This window comes from Neobacillus niacini, assembly GCF_046591715.1.
Lineage (GTDB): Bacteria > Bacillota > Bacilli > Bacillales > Cytobacillaceae > Neobacillus > Neobacillus niacini_L.
The window spans coordinates 1-19799 of sequence record NZ_JAWVNQ010000023.1; the positions used below are offsets into that span (position 1 = coordinate 1).

19 protein-coding genes, 2 tRNA genes and 1 other annotated feature are annotated in these 19799 nt (G+C 39.3%); of the genes, 18 read left to right on the forward strand and 3 right to left on the reverse strand.

Annotated elements, in window-relative coordinates; genetic code table 11:
- Positions 1–59: 59 nt before the first annotated feature.
- From SFC47_RS24555 to rocF, 3 genes are all read left to right on the forward strand, one after another.
- Positions 60–134 (forward strand) — tRNA-Gly (locus SFC47_RS24555).
- Positions 135–137: 3 nt separating this feature from the next.
- Positions 138–213 (forward strand) — tRNA-Ala (locus SFC47_RS24560).
- Positions 214–1033: 820 nt separating this feature from the next.
- On the forward strand, positions 1034–1930 hold the full coding sequence (gene rocF / locus SFC47_RS24565) for an arginase (RefSeq protein WP_411257193.1): 897 nt from the start codon (positions 1034–1036) through the stop codon (positions 1928–1930).
- Between the two features lie 93 nt (positions 1931–2023).
- Here the strand turns inward: rocF and SFC47_RS24570 are convergent, their stop codons facing one another.
- Positions 2024–2236, reverse strand: coding sequence for a hypothetical protein (locus SFC47_RS24570; RefSeq protein ID WP_411257194.1), 213 nt, complete (start codon positions 2234–2236; stop codon positions 2024–2026).
- A gap of 281 nt (positions 2237–2517) precedes the next feature.
- On the opposite strand from SFC47_RS24570, the gene sigW reads away from it, so the two are divergent.
- The 12 genes from sigW to SFC47_RS24630 all read left to right on the forward strand — a co-directional run bounded on the left by sigW (position 2518) and on the right by SFC47_RS24630 (position 14907).
- Positions 2518–3081 (forward strand): RNA polymerase sigma factor SigW, encoded by a 564-nt coding sequence (sigW, locus tag SFC47_RS24575; protein ID WP_411257195.1) that lies wholly within the window; start codon positions 2518–2520, stop codon positions 3079–3081.
- A gap of 16 nt (positions 3082–3097) precedes the next feature.
- The gene (locus tag SFC47_RS24580; protein ID WP_411257196.1) at positions 3098–3721 is read left to right on the forward strand and encodes a zf-HC2 domain-containing protein; all 624 of its coding nucleotides are present in this window, start codon (positions 3098–3100) and stop codon (positions 3719–3721) included.
- A gap of 132 nt (positions 3722–3853) precedes the next feature.
- On the forward strand, positions 3854–4687 hold the full coding sequence (gene cdaA, locus SFC47_RS24585; protein WP_411257197.1) for a diadenylate cyclase CdaA: 834 nt from the start codon (positions 3854–3856) through the stop codon (positions 4685–4687).
- Positions 4680–5909 (forward strand): CdaR family protein, encoded by a 1230-nt coding sequence (locus SFC47_RS24590; protein WP_411257198.1) that lies wholly within the window; start codon positions 4680–4682, stop codon positions 5907–5909. Before cdaA ends, SFC47_RS24590 begins: the two co-directional genes overlap by 8 nt.
- A gap of 37 nt (positions 5910–5946) precedes the next feature.
- Positions 5947–7296 carry a phosphoglucosamine mutase gene (glmM, locus tag SFC47_RS24595; RefSeq protein ID WP_411257199.1) on the forward strand — a complete coding sequence of 450 codons (1350 nt, stop codon included), beginning with the start codon at positions 5947–5949 and terminating at the stop codon, positions 7294–7296.
- A gap of 465 nt (positions 7297–7761) precedes the next feature.
- On the forward strand, positions 7762–9564 hold the full coding sequence (gene glmS, locus SFC47_RS24600) for a glutamine--fructose-6-phosphate transaminase (isomerizing) (protein ID WP_411257200.1): 1803 nt from the start codon (positions 7762–7764) through the stop codon (positions 9562–9564).
- 157 nt (positions 9565–9721) lie between these two features.
- Entirely contained in the window at positions 9722–10294 is a 573-nt protein-coding gene (locus SFC47_RS24605; protein ID WP_411257201.1) for a DUF4256 domain-containing protein, read from the forward strand.
- Between the two features lie 109 nt (positions 10295–10403).
- Positions 10404–10637: a hypothetical protein gene (locus SFC47_RS24610; RefSeq protein WP_411257202.1), complete on the forward strand. Its 234-nt coding sequence runs from the start codon at positions 10404–10406 to the stop codon at positions 10635–10637.
- A 22-nt stretch (positions 10638–10659) separates the two neighbouring features.
- Positions 10660–12183 (forward strand): sodium:solute symporter family protein, encoded by a 1524-nt coding sequence (locus SFC47_RS24615; protein WP_411257203.1) that lies wholly within the window; start codon positions 10660–10662, stop codon positions 12181–12183.
- 157 nt (positions 12184–12340) lie between these two features.
- A complete protein-coding gene (locus SFC47_RS24620; protein WP_411257204.1) occupies positions 12341–13318 on the forward strand; it encodes an ABC transporter ATP-binding protein in 978 nt (325 codons plus the stop codon).
- The gene (locus SFC47_RS24625) at positions 13315–14118 is read left to right on the forward strand and encodes an ABC transporter permease (protein WP_411257205.1); all 804 of its coding nucleotides are present in this window, start codon (positions 13315–13317) and stop codon (positions 14116–14118) included. The genes SFC47_RS24620 and SFC47_RS24625 overlap by 4 nt, the downstream gene beginning before the upstream one ends.
- Before the next feature lie 6 nt (positions 14119–14124).
- Positions 14125–14907: an ABC transporter permease gene (locus SFC47_RS24630; protein WP_411257206.1), complete on the forward strand. Its 783-nt coding sequence runs from the start codon at positions 14125–14127 to the stop codon at positions 14905–14907.
- 24 nt (positions 14908–14931) lie between these two features.
- On the opposite strand, the gene SFC47_RS24635 is transcribed toward SFC47_RS24630, so the two are convergent.
- Positions 14932–15186, reverse strand: a complete 255-nt coding sequence (locus tag SFC47_RS24635; RefSeq protein WP_411257207.1) for an alpha/beta-type small acid-soluble spore protein — start codon at positions 15184–15186, stop codon at positions 14932–14934.
- A gap of 102 nt (positions 15187–15288) precedes the next feature.
- Positions 15289–15498, forward strand: a binding site (T-box leader).
- A gap of 71 nt (positions 15499–15569) precedes the next feature.
- On the opposite strand from SFC47_RS24635, the gene argS reads away from it, so the two are divergent.
- The 3 genes from argS (at position 15570) to SFC47_RS24650 (ending at position 19181) form a co-directional block, all read left to right on the forward strand.
- The gene (gene argS / locus SFC47_RS24640) at positions 15570–17264 is read left to right on the forward strand and encodes an arginine--tRNA ligase (RefSeq protein WP_411257208.1); all 1695 of its coding nucleotides are present in this window, start codon (positions 15570–15572) and stop codon (positions 17262–17264) included.
- 16 nt (positions 17265–17280) lie between these two features.
- On the forward strand, positions 17281–17751 hold the full coding sequence (locus SFC47_RS24645; RefSeq protein ID WP_411257209.1) for a DinB family protein: 471 nt from the start codon (positions 17281–17283) through the stop codon (positions 17749–17751).
- A gap of 248 nt (positions 17752–17999) precedes the next feature.
- Complete coding sequence (locus SFC47_RS24650) at positions 18000–19181, forward strand: NupC/NupG family nucleoside CNT transporter (protein WP_411257210.1); 1182 nt, start codon at positions 18000–18002, stop codon at positions 19179–19181.
- Between the two features lie 19 nt (positions 19182–19200).
- Here the strand turns inward: SFC47_RS24650 and uptA are convergent, their stop codons facing one another.
- Positions 19201–19797: an undecaprenyl phosphate transporter UptA gene (gene uptA / locus SFC47_RS24655; protein ID WP_411257211.1), complete on the reverse strand. Its 597-nt coding sequence runs from the start codon at positions 19795–19797 to the stop codon at positions 19201–19203.
- Positions 19798–19799: the final 2 nt, after the last annotated feature.

Sequence of the window (19799 nt, forward strand, 5' to 3'; positions counted from 1 at the left end):
AATTTTTACAAATTGACCCCAAGAGATAATTTATCTCTCAGGGTCTTTATCTATGAAAAGCGGAAGTAGTTCAGTGGTAGAACACCACCTTGCCAAGGTGGGGGTCGCGGGTTCGAATCCCGTCTTCCGCTCCAAATGGGGCCTTAGCTCAGCTGGGAGAGCGCCTGCTTTGCACGCAGGAGGTCAGCGGTTCGATCCCGCTAGGCTCCACCAATGTTATTTATGAAAGTAAAAGTTATTATGAAGCAACAAATTAACCATCACACTACATATTACATCTTGCCTTAAATCATTGCGATTTAAGGCTTTTTTATGTTTAGCATAATTTATTTTTAATTAATACTGTTGGCTAAAGTGACCAAAGACTCGAAAGAAAAACAAAAGCGGTCACGCATAAAGGTGATAAGAGCCCAAAAGCTGCAAAAAGAAGAGCTAAGGGTCACTCATAAGGGTGATATGGCCTAAAGGCTGTAAAAAGAGGAGCAAACGGTCACTCATGAAGATGATGAGAGCCCAAAAGCTGCAAAAAGAAGAGCAAAGGGTCACTCATAAGGTTGATGAGAGCCCAAAGACCGCAGAAAGAGGTGCTACCGGTCACTCATAAGGGTGATGAGAGCCCAAAGACCGCAGAAAGAGGTGCTACCGGTCACTCATGAAGGGAATGAAAGCCCGAAGGCTGCAAAAAAAAGAGCGAACGGTCACTCATAAAGGGAATGAGAGCCCGAAGAACGCAACAAGAGGTGCTACCGGTCACTCATAAAGGGAATGAGAGCCCGAAGACCGAAACAAGAAGTACAAAGCGTCACTCATGAAGGTAATTAAAGACCCAAAGACCGCAACAAGAAGTACTAAGCGCCACTCATAATGGTAATGACAGCCCGAAATCCACAAAAAGTAAATAGTAGAGCCAGAAGCTATCAAAAGAACACCATTATTACCGCTGCCCCCCGTATATATATACATAAACTTGTCGAGTTGAGTCATTGGTTTGAAAGCGGTTAAAATAGAGGTATGAGGGGACAGGAGGTATCTTATGAGAAGACTATCAATAATTGGAATGCCGATGGATTTAGGCCAAATGAGACGTGGAGTAGATATGGGGCCAAGTGCCATCAGGTATGCGGGTATAAATGAGAGACTTAAACCGCTTTTTGATCAAATTCATGATATGGGTGACATTCCAATTGGAAGACCTGAAGTGGTAATCGATAAAGAATCTAATTTGAGAAATTTAGATCTGGTTGCTGAAAAAAGTTCATTGCTAGCAGAGAAAGTAGATGAAGTCATTCAGTCAGGAGCTTTTCCTCTAATTTTGGGAGGAGATCATAGCATCGCCATTGGAACCTTAGCTGGTGTCTCTAAGCATTATAAGAACCTAGGGGTTATTTGGTATGATGCCCATGGTGATTTAAATACAGCAGAAACCTCGCCATCTGGGAATATTCATGGTATGCCATTAGCTGCCAGTTTAGGTATTGGCCATCGTTCCTTAACAGATATTGCAGGCTATACACCAAAACTGAAACCTGAAAATGTAGTGATTATTGGAGCAAGAGCACTCGATGAGGGTGAAAAAGTTTTAATTAAAGAAAAAGGCATTAAAGTATATACAATGCATGAAATCGATAGACTTGGAATGGCACAGGTCATGGAGGAAACAATCTCCTATTTAAAAGATAGGACAGATGGCGTTCACTTGTCCTTGGATTTAGATGGATTGGATCCTAATGATGCACCTGGTGTAGGAACTCCAGTAATGGGCGGCATTAGTTATCGTGAAAGTCACCTGGCAATGGAAATGCTCGAAGAGGCGCAGATTATCACATCTGCTGAATTTGTAGAAGTTAATCCGATTTTAGATGAGAAGAACAAAACGGCTAGAGCAGCAGTCGAACTAATGGGATCCTTATTCGGAGAAAAATTATTATAATCAATAAACAGCAGCTATCTTAGCTGTTTACTGCATCTCTTTTGTCAGACGCAAATACTGACAATTGAGGTGCAGTTTTTTATATGGTAAAATTCACATTTGATGAAAGTATGGGCAGTGAAGTAATATGAGCTCTTTTATGCAATAACCCGCAAAAGTAAAATAAGCGGATGTTTTACGGATAAATCCAAATTGAAGCTTGTTATAGGCTATATAAGTGGATATTTTCCGACTATTCATAGCATTATTCCCCATTTTCACGTATTTCAAGTTAATAGGCGGAATCGTTCCGTCTATTTCACCCATTTTTAATAAAAAAAATAAATTAAGCGAAATTTCTCCGTTTATTTCAGCTCAGGTCTCTTCTCAAACCCATCCATGGACCATAAGAAAGCACCCGAAAACGGTACCACTAAGGAATCTATCTCCTCTATTATTTCGAGGCGAAAATGAGTAAGCCTTCTTATATCCAAAATAAGTTAATTTTTGTTAATATAAAAAGTAGGCAAGAAGATATTATTTATATTGAAACCTTTTTGCTATTGATTCGTAAGATTGTATAGCCGCATTGGAGCTGAGATAAATTAATGGAAGCCCTTATAAAAAAAAGAATTAAACAAGTTATAAAAGGCGATCAAGATGCATTTGCCGATATCGTTGAAATCTATAGTAATAGCATTTTCCAGCTGGGATACAGAATGCTTGGCAACCGCCATGAGGCAGAAGACATTGCACAGGAAGCCTTTATCCGTGCATATGTTAATATCAAATCATTTAATCAGGATTTAAAATTTTCTACATGGTTATTTAGAATTGCAACAAATTTATGTATCGACAGAATCAGAAAAAAGAAGCCAGATTACTACCTGGATGCAGAAGTTTCTGGAACAGACGGTCTTACCATGTATTCACAGCTCTCTTCAGACTCACCTTTGCCTGAGAAGGAATTAGAAAGCCTTGAACTGCAGGAAACCGTTCAAAAGGAAATATTAAAGCTGCCTGAAAAGTATAGGTCAGTTATTGTTCTAAAATATATTGAAGAGCTGTCGCTAAATGAAATAAGTGAAATCCTTGATATGCCGTTAGGCACAGTCAAAACCCGCATCCATCGTGGACGCGAGGCGCTCAGACAACAATTACGTTATGTGTGATAAGAGGTGAAACACGGTGAAGTGTAATGATGAAATCGTTGAATTAATGCATGAGTACTTAGATGAAGAAATAGATCCTGAAAATGAGATGATTTTAAGAGAACACCTCAAAGGCTGCAAGGAATGTGAGACACTGTTTAATGAATATAAGAAGACGATTGCCGTTGTAAAAGGAACGTCTAGAATGCAGGCACCACCTGATTTTACAGCTAAAGTGATGGCAAGTCTCCCTAAGGAAAAGAAGAAGATAAGCATGCAAAGATGGCTGAGAAATCATCCTCTCGTTGCTGCAGCGTCCTTATTTTTGGTTTTAATGATGGGAAGTGTATTTTCAACTTGGAATGGAGAACGGGAATTTTCGGTTTCTAAACAAGAAAATTTAGTTGTACAAAATGATACGGTGATTGTCCCTGAGGGAGAAGTCGTTAAAGGTGATGTCATAGTTCGAAACGGAAAGTTAAAAATCGAGGGTGAAGTACAAGGCGATGTAACGGTAATAAATGGTGAACAGTATTTAGCGTCTGCCGGACGTGTAACGGGCCAAATTGAAGAGGTTAATGAAGTATTTGATTGGATTTGGTACCATATGAAAAAGACAGCCGCTGATGTTATTGATATCTTTAATGAAAGTGAAGAATAATAGAAGAAGTCACTCGGTCCTGAGTGATTTCTTTTTTAATGAGAAGTATTTAAATGACAAATAATAGGTACAAGTAACATTTATGGTATAATAAATTGGTTATAAGTTAGACAAATTTACGGAGGAAAAACAATGCCGTTTTTTGAAGATTTTACAATATGGAAGTACCTAGCTAGTATTGTTGATATTCTCCTTGTTTCGTATGTCATTTATAAGTTATTAAACCTTATAAAAGGAACGAAGGCTGTACAATTATTAAAGGGAATTGTCGTGATTCTCCTTATTAGAGTTGTCAGTGAGTTCTTTGGTCTAAATACGTTAAGCTGGTTAACCCAGCAGGCTATTGATTGGGGTTTTCTAGCCGTAATCATTATCTTTCAGCCGGAGCTTCGGAGAGCCCTTGAGCAGTTAGGAAGAGGGCGGTTTTTTTCGAGAAGCAGTGGTCCAGATGATGAGGAACAAGAGAAAATGGTGGACGCTATTATTAAAGCAACAGATTATATGGCAAAACGCCGCATTGGTGCCTTGATTTCCATAGAGAGGGAAACAGGGATGAGTGATTACATTGAAACGGGTATTCCACTCGATGCAAAAATATCTTCTGAATTACTCATAAATATTTTTATTCCAAATACGCCGCTCCATGATGGTGCAGTCATTATCCAAAAAAATAATATAGCGGCGGCAGCATGTTATCTTCCTTTATCTGAAAGTCCTTTTATCTCAAAAGAACTCGGAACTAGGCATCGTGCTGCTTTGGGAATAAGTGAGGTTACAGACAGCATAACCATAGTCGTTTCTGAAGAAACCGGAAATATCTCTCTAACGAGAAATGGAGAGCTTCACCGGAATCTAACATTAGATGGATTCAAGGAACTAATTTCTCATGATCTAATTGTTACCAGCACGAAAGTAAAACCGGCTTCTTCAGCTCGTTGGAACTGGAGGGGAAAGAGTAATGGATAAACTCATGGATAATCCCTGGTTCATTAAAATAATGGCCATATTACTGGCAGTTCTGCTTTATTCTGTAGTCCCTAATTCTGGCGGCAAGACAAACGAATTTAATGTACCAGGAGAAAATACCACAGAGACCTTAGCTGATATTCCTGTAAATGCTTATTATGATACAGAGAATCTCGTGGTTACAGGAATTCCGGATAGTGTTGATGTGACAATTGAGGGCCCAATGCCCCATGTGCAATCTGCGAAGGCTTTAAAAAATTTTGAAGTATTTGTGGATATAACCAATGCTAAAATAGGGAGCCAAAAAGTAACATTTGAGGTTAGCGGCCTTTCCGATAAACTAAAAGCTACCATAAAGCCGAGCTCCATAACCGTAGCGGTTCAAGAAAAGGTTACGACTGAGTTTACGGTGGAGGCGGAGTTTGATAATGATTTAATAAAAGAGGGTTATTCAGCGGGACAACCTATCGTTAAGCCAAATAAGGTTAAAATCACAGGTGCAAAAGATGTAATCGATCGAATTACATATGTAAAGGCAGCACTAGAAGGCAAGGATGTACTGGATGGTACTGTGACAAAAGAGGCACAGGTACAGGTTCTAGATAAGGAATTAAATAAACTCAATGTAATTGTTGAGCCGGAAAGTGTTGAAGTAACGATTCCGATTAAAAGCAATACAAAAACTGTCCCAATAAACATCATTGAAAAAGGATCCACACAAGAAGGAATTACAATTGAATCAATGAAGTTAGATGTCGAGGAAGCGGTTATTTCTGGTAATGAGGATGTTTTAAAAGATACAGATAATGTCCGTGTCGAAGTGGATGTAAGCAAAATAACGGAAAATACGACCATGACTTTACCGGTTATTATCTCAAACGGGATAACCAAAGTAACACCTGAAACGGTAAAGTTAACCGTGGTGGTAAAAAGTGAAATGGAAAAAACGGTTTCCGGTGTTCCCATAAATATTAGAGGGTTATCCGAACAGTATGAGGCGGTCATCAATGATCCTAGCAGCCGGCTAGTAAATTTGTTAGTCTTTGGACCAGGCGCTGCCGTTACTCCGCTAGCACCAAGCGACTTCAACATATTCATTGACCTAAATGGCCTTACTGAGGGTGAACATAATGTGGACATTCAAGTGGATGGGCCGCCGAATGTAAATTGGGAACCTGACAGGTCATCTGCAAAAATTACGATAACAAGAGACAACGCATAACACACAGCAGTTAACATGATAAGGAGCGATTTTGAAAATGGGAAAATACTTTGGTACAGATGGCGTCCGAGGCGTTGCAAATAGTGAATTAACACCTGAATTAGCTTTTAAGTTAGGACGTTTCGGAGGCTTTGTATTAACAAAGGATAAGGATAGACCAAAAGTGCTGATTGGTCGTGATACCCGTGTTTCCGGGCATATGCTGGAAGGAGCATTAGTTGCTGGTTTACTTTCTATTGGTGCAGAGGTAATGCGCTTAGGAGTCATCTCTACTCCTGGTGTATCTTATTTAACAAAGGCATTGGGAGCAGAGGCTGGTGTAATGATTTCCGCTTCACATAATCCAGTTGCAGACAATGGAATTAAGTTCTTTGGCCCGGACGGCTTTAAGCTTTCTGATGACCAAGAACTTGAGATTGAAGAATTAATCGATATGTCAGAGGACCAATTGCCTAGACCGGTTGGTGCAGACCTAGGTCAGGTTATGGATTATTTTGAGGGTGGTCAAAAGTATCTTCAATACTTGAAAAACACTGTCGATGAAGATTTCTCAGGCATACATATTGCCTTAGACTGTGCTCATGGAGCTACTTCTTCACTTGCCACCCACCTATTTGCGGATTTAGATGCGGATATATCTGTTATGGGTGCTTCGCCAAATGGCCTCAATATTAATGCCGGAGTGGGGTCAACACATCCAGAAGCATTAGCAGCAATGGTCAAGGAAAAGGGTGCTGACGTAGGACTTTCCTTTGATGGTGATGGAGATCGTTTAATTGCAATAGATGAAAAGGGCAACATCGTCGACGGCGATCAAATTATGTTTATTTGCGGGAAGTATATGAAAGAACAAGGCCGCCTAAAACATAGTACAATCGTTTCAACTGTAATGAGTAATCTTGGATTTTACAAAGGCTTAGAAGGCTATGGAATTCAAAGTGTACCGACAGCAGTTGGAGATCGCTATGTAGTAGAGGAAATGAAGAAAAATGGTTACAATCTTGGCGGAGAGCAATCTGGTCATATCATTTTCTTAGACTACAATACAACTGGAGACGGCTTATTAACAGGGCTCCAATTAGTAAACATTATGAAATCAACACAGAAAAAGTTATCTGAATTAGCAGCAGATATGAAAAAGTTCCCGCAAAAACTCGTTAATGTCCGTGTAACAGATAAACACCATGTTACGGATAACGAGAAGGTAAAAGCTGTCATTGAGCAAGTGGAGGCTGAAATGAATGGAAACGGCCGTATTCTTGTTCGTCCATCAGGTACAGAACCACTAGTCCGTGTGATGGCTGAGGCGTCTACTGAAGAATTATGTGCAGCTTATGTAGACCGAATTGTATCTGTAGTAAAAGCTGAAATGGAATTAAAAGAATAGATTATTGCATATGCATAAGGGACGATAAAGAGCCCTTATGCATATTTTATTATGTAAGTGGGAATAACAAGTAAATTTCCCATTTATTATTTTTATTGACGAATAGTGGGTTCTTCAGGTAAGATTAGTTTGCTTTGTTTCTTAAAAGGCAAAAATAACTTGGAAGGAGGATAGTTGTTAAAAGTGTTTCAAGTAATTTAAAGCGCCTGAACTAACCAGTGTGGGTTAGTTGACGAGGAGGAGGTTTATCGAATGTTCGGCGGATACCTCCCGGTTGAACGCACAACCGTTTATTTCTTCTTTAAAACACCAGGGCAACTTGGTGCACAAAGAGAGGAAAATGCGCATACTAAACATAGCAGTATATGAGAAGGTATATACAGATACCTTCCGTGATAACAGAGATAAGGGGGCAAGGTGGGCCTCCAAAGCGTTCTTGCCCCCTATATCAGGGAGGAAAAGAAAATGTGTGGAATTGTTGGATATATTGGAAATAATGATACGAAAGAAATTTTATTAAAAGGCTTAGAAAAGCTCGAATATAGAGGATACGACTCAGCAGGTATTGCTGTTATGAATGAAAATGGGGTTCAAGTTTTTAAGGAAAAGGGACGAATTGCTGATCTGCGTGAAATTGTTGATTATAATGTTTCAGCTAACATTGGAATTGGTCATACACGCTGGGCTACTCATGGAGTGCCTAGCATGACAAATTCCCACCCGCATCAAAGTGCATCTGGACGTTTCACGCTTGTTCATAATGGTGTAATTGAGAATTATGACCTTTTAAAGCGGGACTATTTAGCAGATGTAAGTTTTGTTAGTGAAACAGATACAGAAGTCATTGTTCAATTAGTTGAAAAGTTCACTCATGATGGCTTGGGAGTTTTAGAAGCTTTCCGAAAGACTCTTTCGCTATTACATGGCTCCTATGCGCTTGCTTTATTAGACGAACAAAACAGTGAGACTATTTTTGTTGCAAAGAATAAAAGCCCATTATTGGTTGGTCTTGGTACTGATTTCAATGTTGTTGCAAGTGATGCGATGGCAATGCTTCAAGTAACTAACGAGTATGTAGAGCTTATGGACAAAGAAGTTGTTATTGTCATGAAAGACGAAGTAACAATCCAAAATCTTAATGGTGAGACAGTAACTCGTACTTCATACATTGCTGAACTAGATGCAAGCGACATCGAAAAAGGCACTTACCCTCATTATATGTTAAAAGAGATTGATGAGCAGCCTGCTGTTATGCGCAAAATCATCCAAGCATATCAGAGTGAACAAGGTGAATTAACCATTGATACTGAGATAATTTCTGCAATGAACAGCGCTGACCGTATCTATATTATTGCAGCGGGAACTTCCTATCATGCAGGTCTTGTTGGGAAGCAATTCATTGAAAAAATGGCAAAGATTCCAGTTGAAGTTCATATTTCTAGTGAGTTTGGCTACAATATGCCGCTTCTCTCTGAAAAACCTTTGTTTGTCTTTATATCACAGAGCGGTGAAACAGCCGATAGCCGTGCTGTTCTAGTTAATATTAAGGAAATGGGATACCAGTCATTAACAATTACAAATGTTCCTGGCTCCACTCTTTCTCGTGAAGCAGATCATACATTATTGCTTCATGCTGGTCCAGAAATTGCGGTTGCTTCTACAAAGGCATATACAGCACAATTAGCTGTTTTGGCAATTTTGGCGGAAGTTACAGCTAAAAGCCGCAATCTTGACCCAGGTTTTAATTTAATCCATGAACTTGGTTTAGTTGCCAATGCTATTGAGGTACTTTGTGATTCAAAAGAACTCATCGAGCATATTGCAAGAGAATTCTTATCCGTAACCCGTAATGCCTTCTTTATTGGACGTGGAATTGACTACTATGTTGGCTTAGAGGGAGCGTTGAAGCTAAAAGAAATTTCTTATATTCAAGCTGAGGGCTTCGCTGGCGGAGAATTAAAGCATGGTACAATTGCTTTAATTGAAGAAGGTACACCAGTCATTGCACTTGCAACCCAAGAAAGTGTAAACTTAAGCATCCGCGGAAACGTGAAAGAAGTTGTTGCCCGCGGCGCTAATCCATGCATCATATCTATGAAGGGTCTGAACATGGACGAAGACAGCTTCGTTATACCAGAAGTACATGATTTATTAACACCACTTATCTCTGTAATACCATTACAAATTCTTGCCTATTACGCTGCACTGCACCGTGATTGCGATGTTGATAAACCACGTAACCTCGCTAAATCCGTGACTGTTGAGTAAAAGGTGTTCTTAAATTTTCAAGACCCAATCCAATTTCAGGATTGGGTCTTTTTTGTTAAAATGAATTTGATTTGTAAATGACTTCGAGATGCTTGTTAAATTCAATGAAAAGTTGGCTAAACTAGGATAGAATGGTACTGGGAAAGGGGAAATGAACATGACACAGACTAGCAGTAAAAAAGAACTATCTCTCGAACAACGTGAAGAAATACTAAGTATTTTGAAGGATCGATTTGAGAAACACATGCACCGCCATGAAGGACACAAATGGGTTGATGTGCAGGCAAAGCTGGATGCTAATGCTGATAAATTGTGGTCACTCAATGAAATGGAAGCCACTGGCGGTGAACCGGATGTCATTGGATATGATGAAGAGAAAGATGAATACATATATTGTGATTGTGCAAAAGAAAGTCCTAAAGGCCGAAGAAGTGTATGTTACGACCGCGAAGCGCTCGACGCTAGGAAAAAACATAAACCAGAAAACAGTGCTATGGATATGGCAAGAGACATGGGTATTGAGATGTTAACGGAAGAGCAATACCGTTCGCTGCAGAAACTAGAAAATTTTGATATGAAAACGTCGAGTTGGATCGAGACACCATCGGATATTAGGAAACTTGGCGGCGCACTATTTTGTGATTATCGCTACGGGAATGTCTTTGTCTATCACAACGGTGCGGACTCTTACTATGGTGCTAGAGGATTCCGCGGCTTACTTAGGGTTTAAGCTAGCTCAGATAATTAAAATTTAAAAATATATATTCATATGTGAATGGCCCTATCCAACTTTAATTGGATGGGGCCATTGTTTTTGATCAATATCTTAAATAATAAAAATGGATAAAAATACTGTTGACGGAATAAATATGTATGTTACAATCAGTTTTATATATTTAGAAAATAAAGAATCTTCATATCTTCAAGGGGGGAATAGTATGGTAACAGCACTGATGATTTGGCTTGGCACGATGATTTTTTCTTTTATATTGGGTACATACCTTTGTGTGAAAATTGAAAAATCAGGTGTGAAACGCTGGGGAGCTACAGGGAAAATTTTTAAATATAAATAAGTGATAAAGAGGGCGAAACTTCATGATGTACTTCATTGTATTGGCTTTTTACTTACTATTTACGATTTGGTCAAGTGTAAAAAGCTTAAAGAACACAGAATCCATCTCTGATTTTACAACGGGTGGACACAGAATGGGATTACTGTTAGGAATTGGCACAACCACTGCTACATGGGTAAGTGTAGCATCTGTTTTAGGAGTACCTGGCTATTTATATAGCTCAGGAGTAGCAGCAATCATTGGATGGGTTGCAGGCTGGTGTTTAGGAGGAGCGTTAATTCCGCTCGTGGCTTACAAAATAAGACGGCCCGAAACTCCTGTAAGAACATTCCCTGAGTTTATCCATCTTAGGTACGAGCCTTTTAAGAAAAACAGCCCTTTAAGAATGATTGTTGGCGTATTAATGACGATTGGATATTTCCTTTTAGTTCATATACAGGTAGTAGGGTTCGGAATTGTTTTTGAAACGATTACTGGAATCGATTATAAGATTGCCATTTTTGCCTTTTTAGTGTTCCTTCTCTTTACGAGTATTGGAGGGTTTTGGTCTGTTGCCGCAACGGATTCACTTAATACGGTCCTTATTGTTATCGGGGTTGTTTTGGGAAGCGGAGCCGTATTAGCAGCAACCGGAGGATTGCAGAATATTGTGGATACACTTTCTACAACAACTGCCCCTACAATTGCAGGCGGACCGCCGCTTGAGGAGGGTATTCTTCTATCACCATTAGGAACCTTTAGTCTAAGCGCACTCATTTCTATTTTTATTTCGAATTCATTAGGGTCACCAGCATCACCGCACTGGGTTACTAGAATGCTGGCACCAAAAAATATTAAGGTAGCAATCTTGCAGATCATGGGAACAATTGGTGTTCTTTTGTTCATCATGGGCCCATTAATTATCCTCGGTCTAGGCGCAAAAGCCTTATTACCTAGTTTACCAGCTGGAAAAACAACAGATTACATTGTTCCTTTGATTATCCAGGATTATGCACCTCCGCTCGTCGGTGCCATGACCTTAGTTGCTCTTTGTGCAGCGGCCGTTTCAACTGCAAACTCTATGCTTTTAACAGCAGGTACTACTCTATATTATGATGTGTATCTGGGCATCTTTCCGAAAAAAGTCAGTGATAAAGATTTTAATAAACGTCTTCGGATGATTATATTTATAATGGGATTCCTAGCTGTTATTAGTGCGATTAAGCCGCCATGGTTTTTGGCAATGGGCTTCGTTTATGTGTACGGAGGATTCGGAGCAGCGTTTTTCTTAGCCGTCTTCTTAGGGCTTTATTGGAAGAGAATGAACCGGGCTGGCGCTTATGCGGGAATCCTAATTGGCTCTATTGGTTATGTTGTTGCGAAAGCCATGGGGGCCACGAACCCATTTTTAATAGCGGCAGGTATTTCTTTAATAGGAGTCATTCTTGCAGTGTATACAACGAAAAAACCACCTATCGAAGCCTATGAACCTTACTTTGATGAGAAAGTTAGTAAATCCACAGATCAGTTATTGACCAGCGTAATTAACCGGTCTGAGGGAGCTTAGAAATTTTTGAGATATTTCAGTGATAAAGGACTGGCAGCAGCAATGACGTGCTATCAGTCCTTTTTTTATGGAAGGAAAACAATTCTAAAAATTCTTGACACTTATTATAAATGGGTGATATTATTTTCCTCTGTGACGAAAAAGGAGGGAACAAAAGTTGATAAAAGTAGAAGGCATTTCGAAATCCTTTAAAGTAGCAAAGCGGTCTACTGGATTACTGCAAGGGGCTAAATCACTCTTTTATCGGGAGCATAGTATTGTGGATGCCCTAAGTGATATTTCTTTCAGTATTGAACCTGGTGAAATTGTCGGTTACATTGGCCCAAATGGGGCAGGGAAGTCGACCACAATCAAAATTATGAGCGGCATTTTGGTCCCCGATGGGGGAAAATGCGATATCATGGGTTACACTCCTTGGAAGAACCGGGTTGATTATGTGAAAAATATTGGAGTGGTCTTTGGACAGCGCTCACAGCTTTGGTGGGATGTGCCGGTTATTGATTCATTTGAGCTTTTAAAAGATATTTATAAGGTCCCGCAAGCAGACTATAAATCTACCTTGGATCTGCTAGTAGAAACACTAGACTTAAAAGACATCATAAACTCTCCAGTAAGACAATTAAGTTTAGGCCAGCGAATGCGCTGTGAAATTGCTGCTTCATTAATACATAACCCCAAAATCTTATTCTTAGATGAACCAACAATCGGACTTGACGCCGTTTCAAAAATAGCAGTCCGTCAGTTTATCAAAACCATTAATCAGGAAAAAGGCGTAACAGTTGTCCTGACAACCCATGATATGAATGATATCGAGGCCTTAGCAAACCGTGTGATATTAATCGGTAAGGGAAGTTTGCTTTATGATGGGAAATTAGAAGAGTTGAGAAAACGGTTTGGAACCCATAAAACCATTACAGCAGACTACCATAAAAATACCAATCGTTTTGATATACCTGGGACCACCATTACCCACTGGTCTTCTGAACATGCAGTAATCAGTATCGATAATGATCAGACATTAACTTCGAATGTTATTACCCAGCTATCAAATAAAGTGGACCTTATCGACGTTACCATCGAATCACAGCCAATAGAGGATATTATCGTCCAGTTGTATAAGGAGTTTAAAATATGAAGGTATATGCTTCCGTACTTAAAATCAGACTTTTAATTGGTATGCAATATCGATCTGCAGCCTTGGCCGGTGTTGCTACACAATTTTTCTGGGGATTTATATCGATAATGGTATTTGCAGCATTCTATGAATTTGCTTCTGTAACACCGCCAATCTCATTGAAGGAGTTAGTAACTTATATATGGCTCCAGCAGGCTTTCCTAGCTTTTGTCATGCTTTGGTTTCGTGATAATGAATTATTTGATCTAATAACAAGCGGAAATATCGCCTACGAACTTTGCCGCCCGACAGATTTATATGGTTTCTGGTATGCAAAGCTTCTGGCACAGAGACTTTCAAGCGCATTACTACGCTGTTATCCTATCTTAATCGTTGCTTTCTTTTTACCAAAGCCCTACAACATGACACTGCCTCCAAATATTTTAACCTTATTCTTATTTGTCATCACGCTTTTATTAGGCTTGCTGCTATTAGTATCCATTTCCATGTTTTTATATATTTCTGTATTTATTACCTTATCTCCAATGGGCTCGCTATTAGTATTTGGCGTGCTAGGAGAATTCTTTGCAGGACTGATTATTCCTATACCGCTAATGCCTCAGTGGCTGCAGAATATTGCATATGTCCTCCCTTTTCGCTGGACTGCCGATTTTCCTTTTCGTGTTTATTCAGGACATATAGCACAAAGAGAAGCCATAATCGGAGTTTTTATTCAATTGGGGTATCTTCTAGGTCTCCTTTGGCTGGGAAAATTGGCACTTAACAGTGTATTAAAAAGAGTGGTCGTACAGGGGGGATAATCAGAGATGAAACTTTATTTTAAGTATTTGTTCATTTTATTTAAGTCACAAATGCAATATCGAACCTCGTTTTGGCTGCTATCAATTGGACAATTCTTTATTCCTTTTTCTATATTTGCGGGACTTTACTTTTTGTTCGAGCGATTCGGCGAAATAAAAGGATGGGAGTTCTTCGAAGTAGCCCTCTGTTTTGCTGTAATTCACATGGCATTTTCGTTAAGTGAATGTTTTGCACGGGGATTTGATACTTTTTCAAGTTTAATCGTTAAAGGAGATTTTGACCGGGTTCTTGTACGGCCTCGTAGCACATTTCTTCAAGTCCTAGGGTCGAAATTTGAATTTACCCGGATCGGAAGGCTGGCTCAGAGTGCCATTGTTCTGATATGGGCGTTGAATAATTTACCCATTGAGTGGAGCTTAATAAAAGCTGTTACTCTATTTTTTATGATTACCAGCGGCGTCCTAATCTTTACGGGCATTTATATGCTTAGTGCAACCATGTGTTTTTGGACGGTTCAGGGCCTCGAAGTCACGAATATCTTTACGGATGGCGGCAGGGAGATGGCACAATATCCGTTGAATATTTATCAAAAGTGGGCAGCCCGTTTCTTCACTTATGTTATTCCTTTTGGGACCGTTAATTATCTGCCGCTGCTGTTTATTTTAGGAAAAACGACGGGAAGTGAACTGCTTTATATGTGTACGCCAATAGCAGGGAGTCTCTTTATTCTTCCATGTTTTCTGGTGTGGCAATTTGGCGTAAGGCATTATCGATCCACCGGATCATAAAGGTAAGCAGGGAATTCCCGCTACTTACCTCTTTTTTGCCATATTTTCCTGTGCCATTTTGACAAGTTCCCGAACCATGCTGCCGCCTAATCTGCCGCCTACCTTCCCAGCCTGCTGTGAAGTGAGCTGGCCATTGTAGCCTTTCCTTAATGGAACACCTACTTCTTCGGCAGCTTCAAATTTCGCATTCTCGGGATTTTGCGCTTGAACAACTCTTGCTTTTAAGGCATCTAATCCAGACCTAGCTTCAGGGACAAGGATTTTATTTCTTCTGGCCATATAATCCCTCCTTTAGTGTTAGGATGACCAATTTGAAAAAAAACCCTACAATGACTAGATAAAACCTTTTTTATCCAGTATAATAGCTAAAAAAAAGCCCGTAAAAAGTCAATGAAAAAGAGAGTAATCCTTCTGAGAAGTCAAAGAGAGTCAGGGATGGTGGGAGCCTGATACGAAACAAAGGATGAAGCGCACTTTTGAGATGTTTGTCTGAAGAAAGTAGGGCAAACCGGAGCAGCCTCCGTTAACAAGTGAAAGCTGGTTCTTTTGGAACAAGTAGAGTGGTACCGCGAGTTAACTCTCGTCTCTTCATAATAGAGACGGGAGTTTTTTGTTTTTATTAAGATAGGCTGAATAAAGAGAGATATTGGAGGTCTTAGAAAATGAAATATAAACAGGAGCTTGCAGATATTTTATTTGAAGCGTTAGGACACGAAATACAAGCAGAGGAACTGGAAATGCTCATTGAAAAGCCGAAAAATGCGCTTCATGGTGATTTATCCTTTCCTTGTTTTTCATTAGCAAAGGTTAAAAGAAAGTCACCCAATAGTATTGCAGAAGAGTTAAGCGTAAGGATTCAATCACCAATGTTTGAGAAAGTAGAAGTAGTCGGTGCCTATTTGAATGTCTTTTTAAATAAGAAAGTGGTTGCAGAAACGGTAATTGCCGAAATTATTGAGCAAAAGGAGCAGTACGGTGCCTTGGACATTGGGAAGAACCGAAACGTAACGATAGACCTGTCCTCGCCAAACATTGCAAAACCATTCTCAATGGGCCACTTGCGTTCAACGGTTATCGGAAACTCGTTGGCATTCATTGTAGAAAAATGTGGATATACACCTATTAGAATTAACCATATAGGTGACTGGGGCACCCAGTTCGGTAAATTAATAACCGCGTATAAGCTGTGGGGAGAAGAAGCGAAGGTCAAAGAAAACCCAATTAAGGAATTGTTATCACTTTATGTGAAGTTCCATGATGAGGCAGAAAAGGACCATGGACTTGTTGAACAGGGGAGAAGCTGGTTTAAAAAGCTTGAAGACGGTAATGAAGAGGCTTTGGCACTTTGGCAATGGTTCCGCGACGAGTCTTTAAAAGAGTTCTCCAGAATATATGATTTAATGAATGTCCAATTTGATTCCTTTGCTGGTGAAGCTTTCTATAATGATAAAATGGACCGAATTGTCAAACTCCTAGAGGACACACAATTACTAGTGGAATCTGATCAGGCTCAGGTTGTGGATCTGACACATGAAGGATTACCACCTTGTTTAATTAAAAAATCCGATGGAGCAACTCTTTACGCAACGCGAGATTTAGCAGCAGCCCTTTACCGTAAAGAAAACTATGACTTTGATTTGTCATTATATGTTGTAGGTAATGAACAGAGCCTTCATTTCAAACAGTTAATCGCTGTTCTAGAAAAGATGGGCTGTTCATGGGGTGATAATATGGTTCACATTCCGTTTGGGATGATGCTTAAAGATGGAAAGAAAATGTCGACCAGAAAAGGAAAGGTCGTCTTATTAGAGGAAGTCTTAAAAGAATCCATCACAATGGCTAGACAGAATATCGAGGAAAAAAATCCAAACCTTACAAACAAGGAATTTGTAGCGAAGCAGGTGGGAGTCGGGGCAGTTATGTTCCATGACTTAAAAAACTATAGAATGAATGATATAGAATTCTCATTAGAAGAAATGCTTCGTTTTGAAGGAGAAACAGGGCCTTATGTCCAATATACTTATGCAAGGGCATGCTCAATCTTAAAGAAATCAGGCTTGGGAATAAGCAACCTTGAACAAACAAACACCCCATCCTGGGAAAAGGAGTGGAAGGTTGTAAGTTTGTTGACGGAATTTACTAACGCTATTAAAAGAGCCTATGAACAGTTTGATCCATCTCAAATTGCGAAATACATTGTGGATCTTGCACAAGCTTTTAATAAATATTATGGCGAAGTGAAAATTCTTGAAGATGGTCCCGAGCAGCAGGCTCGCCTAGCACTTGTCTATTCCGTAAGTGTTGTTTTAAAGGAAGGCTTAAGATTACTAGGGATTGAAGCACCAGAAGAAATGTAAGAGGAGGAATAGCAGGATGAGTGAACTTTTGTTTAATAATATGGAGTTAACAAGGAGTTTCTTTCTTAAGAATGTAGAAGGTGTCGAGGATGGGCTTGTTGACATACAGCCAGAGGGATTTAATAACACCATTCATTGGCATATTGGTCATATTTTAACGACAGCAGAAACATTAATTTTTGGGTTCCCTAAAAATACAAGTAACCTGCCGGCGAATTATATGGAATTATTCGCAAGAGGAACGAAACCAGCTGACTGGAAAGGAGATGTTCCGTCTGTCTCCGTATTAACTAGTCAGTTAAAAGAACAATTATCAAGAATGAAAGAGATTTCCATCGATAGCCTCAGTGTGGAGTTAAAAGAACCCTTTCTTGGTCAAAAAACATATGGTGAACTCGTAAATTTTGCACTCTTCCACGAAAATATGCACTTAGGACAGATACATGCTATGAAACGTGTAATCGAAAATGCGAAAACAGAGAAGTAAATAGATTCTTAAAAAATCCACCATCTGGTGGATTTTTTAGTTCAAAGAGTAAGAATAGGTTGAGATGGAATAATAAAAAAGTGAAAAACCTGAATTTTATTACTTCCCTTATATAGATTGACACTAAGTATAGGTACTTTTATAATTCTTTGGTACAGTCGGTATTTGTCAATAAATGTCGAAATTAACAGTGTTTTCTATCTTCTTACATAATTGATAGAACATCTTGAGTAGGAGAGGGATTTATAATGAAGTATCTTCTTTTTTTGGCTGCAATACTAATCGTTTTTTTGTTAGCCTACCTCGTCAGTAATAATAAGAAAAGAATTAAGGTTAAACCGCTTATTACCATGCTTGTATTACAGCTCATTTTTGCCTTTTTACTGCTTAATACAGAAGTTGGATTTGTTATTATTTCTGCTGTCTCTAGTTTGTTTGACCACCTCTTAAGCTACGCGGCTGAGGGAATAAACTTTGTTTTTGGAGGAATGGCAAATGAAGGTGCAGGACCATTCTTCATTAATGTTCTCCTGCCAATCGTCTTTATTTCTGTGTTAATTGGAATTGCACAGTATTTTCGGGTTCTTCCTATTATCATTCGATATCTTGGCATTATCTTAAGTAAGGTAAATGGTCTAGGGAAATTAGAATCATATAATGCAGTAGCTTCGGCTGTCTTTGGACAATCAGAGGTGTTTATCTCTGTGAAAAAACAATTGCCATATATTCCAGAGCACCGCTTGTATACGCTCTGTACCTCTGCAATGTCAACGGTTTCAGCCTCTATATTAGGGGCGTATATGACGATGATTGATCCGAAATACGTAATAACCGCATTAGTTTTAAACTTATTTGGCGGATTCATGGTTGCTAATATTATTAATCCTTATGAAGTTTCAGCCGAAGAGGATATTATTGATGTTCAAGAGGGAGAAAAACAAACCTTCTTCGAAGTTCTCGGCGAATATATCATGGATGGATTTAAGGTAGCGATTATTGTCGGAGCTATGCTAATCGGTTTTGTAGCATTAATCAGTATGATTAACCACATATTTGATGCTATATTTGGAGTCAGCTTCCAGACCGTTCTAGGATATGTGTTTTCACCGCTTGCCTTTATTGTGGGAATACCTGCCATTGACATGGTTGAAGCGGGTACCATAATGGCGACAAAATTATTATCAAATGAGTTTGTTGCGATGATGGATTTAGCAGAGATAGCCGATTCTCTATCGAGCAGAACTGTTGGGATTATCTCAGTATTTCTTGTATCCTTTGCAAACTTCTCCTCAATTGGAATTATTACAGGTGCAGTTAAAGGACTGAATGAGGCAAAGGGAAATCAAGTAGCAAAATTTGGGCTGAAATTGCTTTACGGTGCAACGCTGGTAAGCTTATTAACCGCTGCGATAACAAGTGTGATGCTGTAAACATGAAACAACCACTGAATTAATCAGTGGTTGTTTTTTTGTATTTTTTTATTAAGAAATATATGACACCTAAAATAACGGCGCCAATAATAATCGGCATTGTATATTGTGCTGCATATTCTTTAATATGTGACCAATTCTCCCCTAACGCATGTCCTAAGTAAAGGAATAGAATAGTCCAAGGAATAACTGCTGCTACGGTATAGAGGGTAAACTTCGCTGCTGACATTTTAGCAATACCTGCAGGAATGGAAATTGCGTGTCTGACGACTGGAATAAATCGAGCGAAGAAAATGACGCCTACGCCATATTTTCTAAACCATAGTTCAGATAGGTCAATTTGCTTCTTATTAATAAAGACATACTTCCCGTATTTTTCTAAAAATGGACGGCCGCCATAATATCCTGCCCAATAAAGAAATAACTGGGCAAAGGTTCCGCCGATTGTCCCTGCTATAACCGCTCCTGGATAGCCAAGGATTCCTTCTGATATCATATACCCGCCATAGCCTAAGACTATTTCACTTGGAATCACTTCGATCATTAACCCTAGAGCAATCCCAAAGTACCCTAACTCTGATAAGAACTCTAATACAGAAAATATAAATTCCTTCATAG